This window comes from Atlantibacter sp. RC6 (genome assembly GCF_014193285.1).
Classification (GTDB): domain Bacteria; phylum Pseudomonadota; class Gammaproteobacteria; order Enterobacterales; family Enterobacteriaceae; genus Atlantibacter.
This window is the reverse complement of sequence record NZ_JACHZE010000008.1, coordinates 182,457-195,342: the sequence shown is the minus strand read 5'-3', so window position 1 is coordinate 195,342 and position 12,886 is coordinate 182,457. Positions and strand designations below refer to the sequence as shown.

Annotated in this window: 10 protein-coding genes; 5 read left to right on the top strand and 5 right to left on the bottom strand. The window is 59.7% G+C overall.

All coding sequences use genetic code 11. The features are described from left to right. Positions 1-220: 220 nt before the first annotated feature. The 5 genes from FHW74_RS17550 to FHW74_RS17530 form a co-directional block, all read right to left on the bottom strand. Complete coding sequence (locus FHW74_RS17550) at positions 221-2,011, bottom strand: alpha,alpha-trehalase (protein WP_183171648.1); 1,791 nt, start codon at positions 2,009-2,011, stop codon at positions 221-223. A gap of 189 nt (positions 2,012-2,200) precedes the next feature. Beyond that, positions 2,201-2,971, bottom strand: coding sequence for an ABC transporter ATP-binding protein (locus FHW74_RS17545; protein ID WP_183171647.1), 771 nt, complete (start codon positions 2,969-2,971; stop codon positions 2,201-2,203). Positions 2,972-2,979: 8 nt separating this feature from the next. Beyond that, positions 2,980-3,945 (bottom strand): ABC transporter substrate-binding protein, encoded by a 966-nt coding sequence (locus tag FHW74_RS17540; protein ID WP_183171646.1) that lies wholly within the window; start codon positions 3,943-3,945, stop codon positions 2,980-2,982. Between the two features lie 49 nt (positions 3,946-3,994). After that, positions 3,995-4,834 carry an ABC transporter permease gene (locus FHW74_RS17535; protein WP_183171645.1) on the bottom strand — a complete coding sequence of 280 codons (840 nt, stop codon included), beginning with the start codon at positions 4,832-4,834 and terminating at the stop codon, positions 3,995-3,997. Positions 4,835-4,844: 10 nt separating this feature from the next. Continuing rightward, complete coding sequence (locus FHW74_RS17530) at positions 4,845-6,191, bottom strand: LLM class flavin-dependent oxidoreductase (protein ID WP_183171644.1); 1,347 nt, start codon at positions 6,189-6,191, stop codon at positions 4,845-4,847. Positions 6,192-6,502: 311 nt separating this feature from the next. Between FHW74_RS17530 and FHW74_RS17525 the strand changes: the two genes are divergently transcribed. From FHW74_RS17525 to FHW74_RS17505, 5 genes are all read left to right on the top strand, one after another. Beyond that, positions 6,503-8,434, top strand: a complete 1,932-nt coding sequence (locus FHW74_RS17525; RefSeq protein WP_183171643.1) for an FTR1 family protein — start codon at positions 6,503-6,505, stop codon at positions 8,432-8,434. Positions 8,435-8,468: 34 nt separating this feature from the next. Beyond that, complete coding sequence (locus FHW74_RS17520) at positions 8,469-8,996, top strand: iron transporter (RefSeq protein WP_125292073.1); 528 nt, start codon at positions 8,469-8,471, stop codon at positions 8,994-8,996. 107 nt (positions 8,997-9,103) lie between these two features. Further along, on the top strand, positions 9,104-10,477 hold the full coding sequence (locus FHW74_RS17515) for a Fe-S-containing protein (protein WP_183171642.1): 1,374 nt from the start codon (positions 9,104-9,106) through the stop codon (positions 10,475-10,477). 2 nt (positions 10,478-10,479) lie between these two features. Further along, the gene (locus FHW74_RS17510) at positions 10,480-11,763 is read left to right on the top strand and encodes an ABC transporter permease (protein ID WP_183171641.1); all 1,284 of its coding nucleotides are present in this window, start codon (positions 10,480-10,482) and stop codon (positions 11,761-11,763) included. Further along, entirely contained in the window at positions 11,753-12,883 is a 1,131-nt protein-coding gene (locus FHW74_RS17505; protein ID WP_183171640.1) for an ABC transporter permease, read from the top strand. The genes FHW74_RS17510 and FHW74_RS17505 overlap by 11 nt, the downstream gene beginning before the upstream one ends. Positions 12,884-12,886 lie beyond the last annotated feature (3 nt).

The window sequence follows — 12,886 nt, the reverse complement described above, 5'->3', positions numbered from 1 at the left end:
CCGGTCAGATCTGTAACCCATGTGACCGGTTCATACACGGCGAGCGCCCCTGACACGTTCGCCGTCACTGAAGCCGCATAGATGAACGTAGCCTGAGCGAACGGAGCCCTTCCACTGGACAAAGCGAACGGAACCCTTCCACTAAGCCCAGGCGAACGGAACCCTTCCACCGAACGGAACAACGCCACCGAACGGGAACAAATACGTCTCTAAAATCCCCTTACTGCGCGCTTGCCGCCTCCGGCTCCGCGACCTTCGCGGGTTCAGAATCCGCCCCCGCGGCCGGAGCCGACGAACCCGCCCCCGCGGCTGGAGCCGACGAACCCGCCCCCGTCGCCGGAGCCGACGAACCCGCCCCCGGCCGCGTGGCCGGCACACTATCACAGGGCTTCTGCGCCGCGCACAGCTTATCCAGCATCACCAGCGTTACCCCATTAGTCCACCCGAAGCCGTCCTGCAACGGATACTCCCCACCGCCGCCGCCAGTCCCGGTTGAAGACACATCATATTTCTCCACCAGCTTCTTCTCGCGGTCATAGGTGTGCTGGACATTGGTCAGGAACCGCCAGGTCACCTCCATCGACAAATCCTTATGACCATAATTCTCCAGCCCCTCGGCAGCGACCCACTGGAGCGGCGCCCAACCGTTTGGCGCATCCCACTGCTGGCCGGTGTTGACCGTGGTGGTCACCACGCCGCCCGGTTTTAACAGTTGCGACTGAGTGGCAGCCGCCACTTTGTCGGCGCGATCCTGGGCGGCGGCATTAACAAACAGCGGGAACAGCGCGGCGGCGGTTAGTTGGTCGCGTACCGCTTTACGGCGCAGATCGTAATCAGCGTACCAGCCCTGTTTGTCGTTCCACAGGGTCGATTCCATCGCCTGCTGGCGCTGGCTGGCGAGTTTGTCATAGCGCGCCGCGCCTGCCTCATCACCCGCGGCTTTGCTGGCGTGGGATAGGGTTTTCTCCAGTTGATACATCAGCGCGTTCAAATCCACCGGGATAATCGAGGTGGTGCGAATCGAGCCCAATTGCTGCGGATTATCCATCCAGCGTGAGCTAAAGTCCCAGCCCGACGCCGCGCCCGCGCGCAGGTCGCGGTAAATCTCGGTTGCCGGGCGATCCGGGTTGTTCTTCGCGGTGGTCACATCGTCCAGCCAGGATTCGGTGCGCGGCGTGTCGCGGTCATCCCAGTAGCGGTTAAGCAGCGCGCCGCTCTCCAGTTTCACTACCCGCTTGCTGGCGCTGCCCGGCGCAAGGCTGTCGCCGCCTTCCATCCAGTATTGATACTCTTTGGTCAACTGCGGCTGGAAGGTTTTCAGCGCGGTTTTATCGTGGGTCGCCAGCAGCTCGACCATCAGCGAGAAAAACGGCGGCTGGGAACGGCTCAGATAATAGCTGCGGTTGCCGTTGGGGATATGGCCCCAGGTGTCGATCTCATAAGCGAAGTTCTTCACCATATCCTCGATTTTGTCCCAGTGGCCGCTCTCCGCCAGGCCCAGCATGGTGAAGTAGCTGTCCCAGTAATAGACCTCGCGGAAACGACCGCCCGGCACCACGTAAGACTCCGGCAGCGGCAGCAGCGAATCCCATTTCGCGGCTTTATCGGTCTTGCGCGTCAGCACCGGCCACAGCCCGTCGATATGCTCGCGCAGGCTTTGCCCGGCGGGCGGCACGTATTTCTCGCCCGCTTTCGGCAAATCGAAATTAAGATTCACAAAGTGGCGCAGATCGAAACCCGACTGATTACGCTGCATCCGGTAATCCGCGAGGATCATATACGGGTCGCTTTTCGGCACCGCATCGGCAAAGGTTTTCTGATCGGGGAACAGTTTGGCGCTCTGGACATCGGTGAACAGCGGGCCAAGCAGCACATCGGGCGGCTGCACGGCGGCTTTGGGTTGATCCTCCGCCTGCGCGGACTGCGGGCCGACGAGTAAAAAGGCGCTGCCCAGCGCAATCTGAATAGCGAACAGCAGGGTACGGGGTTGACGCATAGCTGATTTTGTCATCAATGATTCTCCATCGTAGGGCGTTCAGCGCAGGGGCTGAAAACAACCATAGAAAAACCTTAGACGAATATTGGCGAAGCGAGGGATCCGATGTGATAAATCTGAGGTTTACAGACGAATTCGCTGGCAACTGGCAAAAAAATGCCCCGGCGTAAGCCAGGGCACAGTAAGCCATGTCAATACAACGGTTTAGTGTAAGCCAAACTCGGCCATCAATTGCTGGCGCAGCGCCACAAACTCGCTCTGGCTGCGCAGGCGCGGGCGGGGCAGGGTGACGTCGATAAAGCGGATCTCCCCGCCTTTATGCTTCGGCAGCACCAGCACCCGGTCCGCCAGATAAATGGCTTCTTCCAGATCGTGGGTCACCAGGATCATGGTGACATTCTCTTCCGCCCAGATGCGCGCCAGCTCCTCCTGCATGGTGATTTTGGTCATCGCGTCCAGCGCGCCCAGCGGCTCATCCAGCAGCAAAATTTCCGGCTGCACGGTTAACGCCCTGGCAATGCCCACGCGCTGGGCCATCCCGCCGGACAGCTGGCGCGGCCAGGCGTTTTCGAACTCACTCAGTCCCACCAGCGCCAGCGCCTTGCGGGCGCGCTGCTGGGCTTCACGCTTCGATACGCCCTGGACATCGAGGCCAAAACTGACGTTATCCAGCACCGACAGCCAGGGCAGCAGGCGCGGCTCCTGAAAAATCACCGCCCGCTCGCGGCTCAGGCCGTGGACCGCATTGCCGTCAATCAGCACATCGCCGGCATTCGGCTCTTCCAGCCCGGCCAGGATGCGCAGCAGGGTGGTTTTGCCACAGCCGCTCGGCCCGACGATGGCGATGCTTTGCCCGGCGCTGATATGCAGATTCAAATCGCGGAACACATCAAACTGCTCGCCGTTCAGGGAAAACGATTTGTAGACGCGCTGTACGGAAACTTCACCGCGGCGGATATCGGTTGCTGTGGTCATCATTCACCTCACTGCGCTTTGTACAAGACGTTAGTCACCTGGAGCTGGTCTTTCCCCAGCGCGCCGTCGCGCTCCAGGATATCGATCCAGTACTGCACATCGCGATCTTCCGCTTTGCCGCCAGGACGCACCCCGTAGCCGGTAAAGTACTGGGCCACTTCAGGGTTTTCACCGCGCTCCTTCAGCACCTTCGCCATAATGGCGCGCACCTCTGCGGGATGTTCGCGGGCATAATCCAGCGCGCGGGCCGACTGCTGTACAAAGGTTTTCGCCGCTTCCGGGTGCTGTTGCACGAAATCTTCACGCAGCACGGTAAAACCGCCTGCGATCTCGCCTAACACCGCCGTATCGTTAAACACCGGGCGCAGGCCGCCGTGGCTGCGGGCCACCCCTTCAAAGGTGGTTTGCCAGTAACCGAACGCCGCCACATCCACCTGCCCGGAACGCAGCACCTGCTCAAGCTGCGGACCGGGGACCGCTACCGGCTTAGCGGCGTTTTGCGGCAAACCCGCCTGGCGTAACGCTTCGCGCAGGGTGTAATCCAGATGCGCGCCCAGGGTATTGATCGCCACGGATTTACCCGCCAGATCTTTCACCGTCTTGATCGGGCTGTCTTCACGCACATAGAAGATTGACTTAGTGGTGTTATCGATGCCGTTAGTGGGGTAGGCGGCCACAAATTTATTGCCGCTGGCGATAGAGTTCAGCACCGCCGGGGTGGCGGCGGAGCCGATATCCACACTGCCGGAGGCCAGCGCGAATAACGATTCCGGGCCGCCGCTGGCATAGCCTTTGTTTTCAATCGAAACGCCGGTGCCTTTGAAGTACCCCAGCGCGTCGGCCAGTTCATGGGCGGAGATGCCGCCGTAGCTGGCCAGATAACGTAACGTGACGTTGTCCTGCGCCTGGGCGAGTGACGAAAAACTCAGGCTGGCAAAGGCGAATGCGGCAAATAAGGCGATGCGTTTTTTCATTTTTGAATTCCCAAATAAGTCAATCAAGGTACGAAAAGTGAACGGCTATTTAATGGTTATGAGTATTCCAACGACACAGACGGCGTTGCAGGATCACCAGGATGCGGTTAGCCATCAGCCCTAAGAAGGCGAGCAGGAAAATGGCGGCGAACATCACCGGGATCTGGAAGTTGTATTGCGCATTCATCACCTGGAAGCCGATGCCTTTATTGGCGCCAATCATCTCGGCGGCAATCAGCAGCAGCAGGGCGGTCGTGGCAGAGAGACGCAGACCGACGAAAATCGACGGCACCGACGCCGGGACAATCACCCGGCGGAACACCGTTAAGCGGCGCGCGCCAAAGGTTTTCGCCATCTCCAGCAGCTTCGGGTCCACCTCTTTCACGCCGCTGATGGTTGCCAGCAGCACCGGGAACAGCGCGGCCCAGAAAATCACGAACACTTTAGAGCCTTCGCCCAGCCCGAACAGCAGGATAAACACCGGGTACAGCGCCAGCGCCGAAGTCTGGCGGAACAGCTGCAACAGCGGGTCCAGCGCGCGCTCCAGCGGGCGGATTTGCCCCATAAACAACCCGAGCGGAATACCAATAATCACTGCCGAGAAGAACGCCAGCCCGGCGCGTTGCAGGCTGATGGTGATATCGTCCAGCAGCGCGCCGGAGCTGATACCGTTCCACAAGGCATAAAACACTTTATCCAGCGGCGGGATCACCGCCGGGTTCAGCCACCCCTGAGTACTGGCGATTTGCCAGCCTGCGAAGAAAAACACCAGCAGACCGTAATCGGCGCTGAACGCCAGCGCGCGCTTACGCCATTTACCGGAAATCGCCAGATTAACGCCAGGGCCGCGCGCCCGGGGGCGCACCCATACTTTGCTGAAATCAGTCATCGTTAACCCCTCATGCCACTTTGCTGTTGCGCAGAATCGAATAACGGTTTTCCGGGTACGGTAACCCTAAGTTTTCCCGCAGGGTGCTGCCTTCATAGGCGGTGCGGAACAGGCCGCGCTTTTGCAGCTCCGGGATCACCAGCTCGATAAAGTCGTTCAGCGCGCCCGGCAGGTACGGCGGCAGAATGTTGAACCCGTCGGCGGCGTCGTTTTCAAACCACTCCTGCAGGGTATCGGCCACCTGTTCAGCGGTGCCGACGATGGTGAAGTGGCCGCGCGCGGTGGCGATCCACTGGTACAACTCGCGGATGGAGAACTGGTGTTCGTCGGCGATCTGGCGGATCAGCGCCTGGCGCGATTTCATCCCTTCGGTGGCAGGCAGCGGCGGCAGCGGGCCGTCGAGATCGTAATCGGCGAAGTTCAGGGTGCCGCCGGTGAGGCCGTTGAGCAGCGCCAACCCGTCTTCCTCAACAATTAATGAAGTCAGCGCGCGGTATTTCTCCTGGGCTTCTTCTTCGGTGCGGCCCACAAACGGCGCGACGCCGGGCATCACCAGAATATGTTCCGGGCGGCGGCCCAGCGCTCGGGCGCGGCTTTTGATGTCGCGGTAGAACGCCTGGGCGGTGGAAATATGCTGGTGGGAGGTGAAAATCACTTCGGCAGTGGCGGCGGCCAGTTCACGGCCGTTATCCGATTGCCCTGCCTGGACGATCACCGGATGCCCCTGCGGCGAGCGCGGTACGTTGAGCGGCCCCTTCACCTTGAAGTGCTTACCGACGTGATCGGCGGTATGCACTTTGTCCGGGTCGATAAACTGCCCGGAGGCTTTATCGCGAATAAAGGTGTCGTCTTCAAAGCTGTCCCAGAGTTTTTTCACCACTTCCACGTGCTCCTGGGCGCGCTCATAGCGGTAATCATGCGGATGCTGCTGGTCGAGATTAAAGTTCACTGCCGCCGCTTCGGTGGCGGTGGTCACCACGTTCCAGCCGGCGCGGCCCTGGGAAATCAAATCCAGCGAGGCGAATTTACGCGCCGTGTTATAGGGCTCTTCGTAAGTGGTGGAGGCGGTGGCGATAAAACCGATGTTTTTAGTCAGCGGCGCCAGCGCGGAGAACAGGGTGACCGGCTCGAACCCGGCGATTTTGGCGCGGCCGCCTTCGGTGCCGCCTTTAGCCGGAACCGCCAGACCGTCGGCGAGGAAGTAAGCATCAAACAGGCCGCGTTCGGCGGTTAACGCCAGCTGTTTGTGGAACTCGAAACTGGTTGCGCCGTCAGCGGGCTGATCGGGATGACGCCAGGCTGCCACATGCTGGCCGCCGCCAGGAAGAAATGCGCCGAGTTTAATTTGTCTTGTCATTGTTCATCTCCATCACATTCGTAGACGTGTTTGTTAATGTTTTGAGAGCATAACGTTGCGAAGATTTGAAAATGAAATATCAATTCCTGAATTCAATAGCTGGAATTTGGGATTGGTGTCACGTAAAGGGAGAGACGGAGGAAAATTCGCCGGGTAGCACAAAATTCAACCGAAATGGAGCCATTCATCGCAGTTTTTGAAAGGTAACGTCAATAATTGTCACTTATATGATCTTTATCATGTACAAAAGCTGACAAAACAGGTAATGATAATGAATATTATTAAGATTATCAGGGCGTGCCGTGTTCAACATGCGTTCATTTTTCCTTGCCGTTTGCTGCTTGCTGGTGAGTACCCTTGCGTGGGCAGCCACCGATTATTCCCCTTATATCAACGACATTAAGACTCGCCTCGATAAAACCGCCACGCTGTACCAACAGCAACAGGTTAATGACGCCCGTCGCGAAGTGCAGATGGCCTATTTCGAAGTGTTCGAAAATCTCGAAGGCCCGATCCGCATTAATATCTCAGCCCAGAAAAGCTACCAGATGGAGAGTACCTTCGGCGAAATTCGCAAGATGATCGGCGAAGGCAAATCCGTGACCGAGGTGCAGGGCAAAATCGACTGGCTGAAGAACGAGCTGGATCAGGTTGAACCGGTGCTGGACGGCGGTCACAAGCTGGTGGCGGAACAGCAGCACGGCGCATACAGCAATGGGGAGATCGCCCACTACTGGCAGCAAAGTTTCCAGACTATCGACGATCTGCTGGCCCAGGCGGTGACCCAGTATCAGGAAGGGCAGTTTACGGCGGCCAGCCAGAGCGTGCAGCAGGCCCATTATCAGGGTTTCAAAAACTCGGAAATGGAAATGTCGGTGCGCAAGAACCGCTCTGCGCAACAGGCGGCGTCGATCAATCAGCAGTTCACCACGCTTATCGCCCTGACCGCCAAACCGGACAATCTTAACGATGTCGCTTATGGCGTCACCGCGCTGTTGCAGGATATCGAAGACGTGCTGCCCGGCCTGCCGACCACCCGCGACACCCAGGCCGTTAGCGCCCCGCAAAGCGGCGATGCGCCCGCCAAAGCCGATACCGCCGCCCAGGCCGACTGGGGCAAAGTGTCCGCCAGCATCAACAGCAGCCTGAAAGAAGCCATCGCGGTTTATCACGATGGTAACGTGCAGGACGGCATGATGGCGGTGCAGGACACCTATTTCGACCTGTTTGAAGCCAGCGGCATGGAGAACAAAGTGGGTTCCCGCGACGCCGCCTTTAAAACCCAGCTTGAAGGCCACTTCACCCGCCTGGTGAGCCTGATGAAAGCCGGGCAGCCGCAAGCGGCGCTGAATGCCGAAGCCCAGGCGCTGGAGCAGGATCTGGCGAAAGCGGTTTCTCTGCTGGGCGAAAGCGAGCAAACCCAGTGGAGCCTGCTGCTCTACAGCCTGATGATCATCGTGCGTGAAGGGCTGGAAGCGCTGCTGATCGTCGCCGCCATCGTGGCCTATATGGTGAAAAACAACCATCAGGACAAGCTGCCGCTGATCCGCCAGTCGGTCGTGGTGGCGCTGGTGTGCAGCGTGATCACCGCCGCGATCTTCCAGATGCTGTTTACCAACTCCGGGGCCAGCCGCGAACTGCTGGAAGGCGTCACCATGTTGATCGCCGTGTTTATGCTGTTCTCCATGAGTTACTGGCTGCTCTCCAAAGTGGAAGCCCGCCACTGGAAGGCCTGGCTGGAGGGCAAACTCTCCAATTCCCTGAGCCGCGGCTCGCTGATCGGCCTGTGGATGACCAGCTTCCTGGCGGTGTACCGCGAAGGGGCGGAAACCGTGCTGTTCTACTACGCGCTGGTGGGTGACGCCAGCAACGTCTCCGGCCATCTGGCCATACTTGCCGGTTTTGTCATTGGCTGCGTGGTGCTGCTGGCGGCCTGGCTGGTGATGCGCTACTCGGTGGTTAAACTGCCGCTCAAGCCGTTCTTTATGTTTACCGGCAGCTTTATGTACCTGATGGCGTTTGTTTTCGCCGGCAAAGGGGTACTGGAGCTGATTGAGGGCAAGCTGTTCCAGCCCACGCTATTGCCAGGCATGCCGGAAATCGGCTGGCTCGGCATCTACCCCTATGTTGAAACCTTACTGCCGCAGGCCGCTTTACTGGTCGCCGCGCTGATCGCCCTGTGGGTGATGCAACGGCGCGGGGCGACGGTATCCGGGCCCGACATCATTAAAAGCAAACCTTAATTGAATTTTTCTTTGAGACGAGAGGATAAGTCTGATGACCATCAAGAAGAGCCTGATTGCCAGTGCCGTGATCGCCGGGATTTTTACCGCACCTGCGGCGTTTGCCTTTAAAGAGTACCCGGCGGGCGAGCCAGTCACCATGAACGAAATGGAGCTGGCGGCGGTTTACCTCCAGCCGATCGACATGGAGCCGCGCGGCATGGGCCTGCCGGCGGCCAAAGCGGATATCCACCTTGAAGCGGATATCCACGCGGTGGAAGGCAATAAAAACGGCTTCGGTGCGGGCGAGTGGATCCCGTTCCTGACCATCAATTACACCCTGGTGAATACCGATACCGGCGCGAAACAGGAAGGCACATTCATGCCGATGGTGGCGAGCGACGGCCCGCACTACGGCGCGAACATCAAAATGATGGGTGTGGGCAATTACAAAGTCACCTACCACATCGATCCGCCGTCAAAAGCGGGCATGCATCGCCATACCGATGGTGAAACCGGCGTAGGCCGCTGGTGGAAGCCGTTTGATGTCAGCTACGAATTTAAATACGTCGGGCTGAACTGATCGCGCCAGCGCGCAGGATGCAAAAGTATGTAACCAGGGTGTCGGCTATGCCGCCGCCCTTTTGTGGTTTTACGCTACGGCGGTTTTCAGCGCATTGAGTTGACGTTATGAGTTACTTTTTTGTCACGACCCTGCAGGCGTTTTTATGTATTGCGCTGCTGTGCGGGGTGAACGGGGTGCGGCGGGCGGCAACGCTGCGTCCGCTGGTGTGGGTAAGCCTGCTGGCCTTAGCGCTGGGCGGCTGGCTGGGGCTGCAATTGCCCGCGAATCAAACGCTCCAGCTGACGCTCACCGGCGTGGAGATTGGGGCGCTGCTGCTGTTCTTGCTAACCTGGCGTCACCCTTCCTCGCGCCTCGGTTACCTCTGGCAGGGGGTACTGATTTTCGGCGCGGCCCGCCACTGGGTGCAGGATCCGAATCTCGGCGCTGTCACCACCACCCATGTGCTCAATACCGATTTGCTGCTCAATCTCACCGCGCTGGTTGGCGCATTCGCGCTGCTGGCGCTGGCGGCGGTGCTGTGCGCTATGCTGCTGCGTCGGATGCCGCGCGTCCAGTGGCCGACCGTTATCGCGGTCACCGTTCTGCTGCTGGTGCCGCTGGCAGGCGATTTGCTGCTGCTGTTGATGAAGCTGCAAGTTTTGCCGCTGACCAAAACGCTGCTGAGTTTTGTTTCCCGCGTCACCAACAACGCCCCGTGGTTTAACTGGGCGGGAGCCGCGCTGCTGCTGGCGCTGGCGGCCTGCTGGCTGCCGGAGTTGCAGCGCCGGCGTAACGCCATGGCGCAAACCAACGAACCGATCCCCCATCGCCTCGCCAGCGCCCGCTATCTGGGCGCGCGCCGCTTGCTGCTCACCGCCGGATGCGCCGCGCTGCTGATTGCCGCCGGGCAACTGTACTGGGATGCAGTGGCTTCTCAGCCGCCGCGCCTCTCTGAAGCCAAACCGGTGTTGCTGGAAAAAGACGGCAACGTGCATATTCCCATTGAGCAGGTGCGGGACGGCAAGCTGCACCGCTTTGTGTGGGTGGCCGATGACGGCAAAGCGGTGCGCTTTTTCGTGATCAACCGTTATCCGGACAAACTGCGCCTCGGCGTGGTATTCGACGCCTGCCTGCTGTGCGGCGACCAGGGTTATGTGATGGAGGGCAACCAGGTGATCTGCGTGGCCTGCGGAGTACATATTTTTATCCCGTCCATCGGCAAAGCGGGGGGCTGCAACCCGGTGCCGATTGAGGACTGGCGGAGTGATGATAACGAGCTGATCCTGACCAAAGCGTCGCTGGAAGCGGGCGTGAACTACTTCTCTACCGTCATCAGCATGAAAGTCACCGACCCGGTGAACGGCGCGACCCTGACCAACGACAAAGCCGAATACAAATTCAGCTATGGCGGCAAAACCTGGTTCTTTGCCTCTGAAGCCAACTACAACCGCTTTCGCGACGCGCCGGAGCAGTTCGTGCCGGGCGAGAAGGAGGAGTAACCATGCTGTGGCGAATGCTGCGTCAGACCTGGGGACGAAATCTGCGCCGCAAACTGTTGGCGGTACTGACGGTGTTCCTGGCCTCCGGGCTGATTTCCGCGCTGCTGGCGGTGTCGATTGATATCGGCGACAAAATGTCCCGGGAGTTGAAATCCTACGGCGCGAATATCCTGATCGAGCCGGCGGGGCAGGCGGCACTGCCCGCGCTGTTCAGCGAGCAGAGCAATCCGCTGTCCGGCCAGGATTTTCTCGATGAGAAAGAGCTGCCGAATATCAAAGACATCTTCTGGCGCAATAACATCGTCGGCTTCGCGCCGCTGCTGGGCGGCGAGGTGATGCTCAACGGTCAGCCGGTGAATATTCTCGGCACCTTTTTCAACCAGCCGGTGGACGTGCCGGACGAAGAGGATTACCGCATCGGCCAGCAGGCGGTCAGCCCGTACTGGCAGGTGACCGGCGCGTGGCCGCAGGAGCCGGTAGCGGAACAGCCGCAAACCCTGGCAGGCCTGGCGCTGGCGAAGCGGCTCGGGCTGAAAGCGGGGGATGTGCTGAAATTACAGGGCGAGAAAACGGCGCAAACCGTCACCGTTAGCGGCATTCTGGCCAGCGGCGGCGATGAAGACAACCAGCTGGTGATGCCGCTGAGCATCGCGCAAACGCTGTTGGGATTACCGGGCAAAGTACAGGCGATCCGCGTGTCTGCGCTCACCGTGCCGGAAAACGAACTGTCGCGCCGCGCCAGGGAAAACCTCGACGCCCTGAATGCCGAAGAGTACGACCTGTGGTACTGCACCGCGTTTGTCTCGTCCATTGCCCATCAGCTGGAAGAGGCGATTTCCGGATCGGTGGTGCGCCCGATCTGGCAGGTGGCGGCCTCGGAAGGGGTGGTGATCGACAAGATCCAACTGCTGCTGGCGGTAGTGACCCTGGCGGCGCTGGTAGCGGCGGCGATGGGCATCGCCTCGCTGATGACCAGCACAATCATGGAGCGCGCCAAAGAGATCGGACTGATGAAAGCCCTTGGCGCGCGCCAGTGGCAAATCATGCTGCTGTTTTATCTCGAAGCGGCGAGTAGCGGATTGCTGGGCGGCGCGGCAGGCTGCGTGGCGGGCTGGGGGCTGGCGAAGTCGATCGGTCTGATGCTGTTTGACGCGCCGTTGAATTTTGCCTGGGTGGTGGTGCCCTGCGTGCTGGTGGTGGCGGTACTGATTGCGCTGATCGGCACCTGGTTCCCGGCGCGGCGCATTGCGCGGCTCTACCCGGTGGAGGTGCTGTATGGGCGCTAAGCATTCCATGCTGTGGCTGTTGGTGTGGCGCGCGCTGCGCCTGCGGATGCAGCGCGTCAGCGTGGTGTTCGCGGCGCTCACCGTCGGCGCGGCGATTGTCACGGCGCTGTCGGCGGTTTATTTCGATATCAACGCCAAAATGAGCGAAGAGTTGCGCACCTTTGGGGCCAACTTTTACATCGGCCCCGGCCACGGTAAAAGTATGGATCAGCGTGAGTTACAGCCGATTATCGACGACGCGCCGCCGGGTTTGATCAACGCCGCCAGCCCAATGCTCTACGGCATGGTTCGCACCGAGCTGGAAAAAGTGGTGGTGATGGGCGTGTGGTTTGAATCGATGCCGAAACTGGCTCCGTACTGGCAGGTGACCGGCGACTGGGTGGGTGTCAATTTTGACGATCGTAACGCCATGGCGGGCGTCAAACTGGCCGAGCGGCTGACCCTGAAAGTGGGCGACAGCGTCACCATCATTACCGACGACCACAAGAAAAAGCTGCGCATCAAGGGGCTGGTGGAAGCGGGCGACGCGACCGATAACATGCTGATCGTCAATGTCGATCTGGCGCAAACCCTGCTGCGTAAAACTGGCGAACTCAATCACGCGTTGCTCAGCGTGAATAACGACCTCGGCCAGGTGGATCAGTACGCCGACAAACTGCAAAAACAGTATCCGCAATTGGATATCCGCCCGATCCGTAAAGTCTCGGCGTCGGAAGGCCAGGTGCTGGACAAGATTAAAGGGCTGATGGGTCTGGTCTCGATCGTGATCCTGGCGCTGTCGTCGCTGTGCGTGAATACCACGTTGATGGCGATTGTCGGCGAGCGGGCCAAAGAGTTTGCCCTGCAAAAAGCGTTGGGGGCCACTCACCGGGACATCATCCGTCAGATGCTGGCGGAAACCGGGCTGATCGCGCTGGCGGCGGTGGCCTGCGGCTGGGTGCTGGGCTATCTGCTGGCCCAACTGCTGGGCATGACGGTGTTTAACGCCACCATCGCGCTGCGCCTGCCGGTGCTGCCGATCACGTTAATTTTATCGCTTCTGGTCGCCGCTGCGGCGGCCATTGTCCCGGTGCGCCGCGCGGTGAGCGTCGAACCGGCAAAAGTTCTCAAAGGAGAGTAGCGC

Coding starts and splice junctions, on each gene's coding strand:
- FHW74_RS17530 (WP_183171644.1), bottom strand. CDS start 6,191: ATGACAAGACAAATTAAACTCGGCGCATTTCTTCCTGGCGGCGGCCAG.
- FHW74_RS17550 (WP_183171648.1), bottom strand. CDS start 2,011: ATGACAAAATCAGCTATGCGTCAACCCCGTACCCTGCTGTTCGCTATT.
- FHW74_RS17505 (WP_183171640.1), top strand. CDS start 11,753: ATGGGCGCTAAGCATTCCATGCTGTGGCTGTTGGTGTGGCGCGCGCTG.
- FHW74_RS17510 (WP_183171641.1), top strand. CDS start 10,480: ATGCTGTGGCGAATGCTGCGTCAGACCTGGGGACGAAATCTGCGCCGC.
- FHW74_RS17540 (WP_183171646.1), bottom strand. CDS start 3,945: ATGAAAAAACGCATCGCCTTATTTGCCGCATTCGCCTTTGCCAGCCTG.
- FHW74_RS17545 (WP_183171647.1), bottom strand. CDS start 2,971: ATGACCACAGCAACCGATATCCGCCGCGGTGAAGTTTCCGTACAGCGC.
- FHW74_RS17520 (WP_125292073.1), top strand. CDS start 8,469: ATGACCATCAAGAAGAGCCTGATTGCCAGTGCCGTGATCGCCGGGATT.
- FHW74_RS17535 (WP_183171645.1), bottom strand. CDS start 4,834: ATGACTGATTTCAGCAAAGTATGGGTGCGCCCCCGGGCGCGCGGCCCT.
- FHW74_RS17515 (WP_183171642.1), top strand. CDS start 9,104: ATGAGTTACTTTTTTGTCACGACCCTGCAGGCGTTTTTATGTATTGCG.
- FHW74_RS17525 (WP_183171643.1), top strand. CDS start 6,503: ATGCGTTCATTTTTCCTTGCCGTTTGCTGCTTGCTGGTGAGTACCCTT.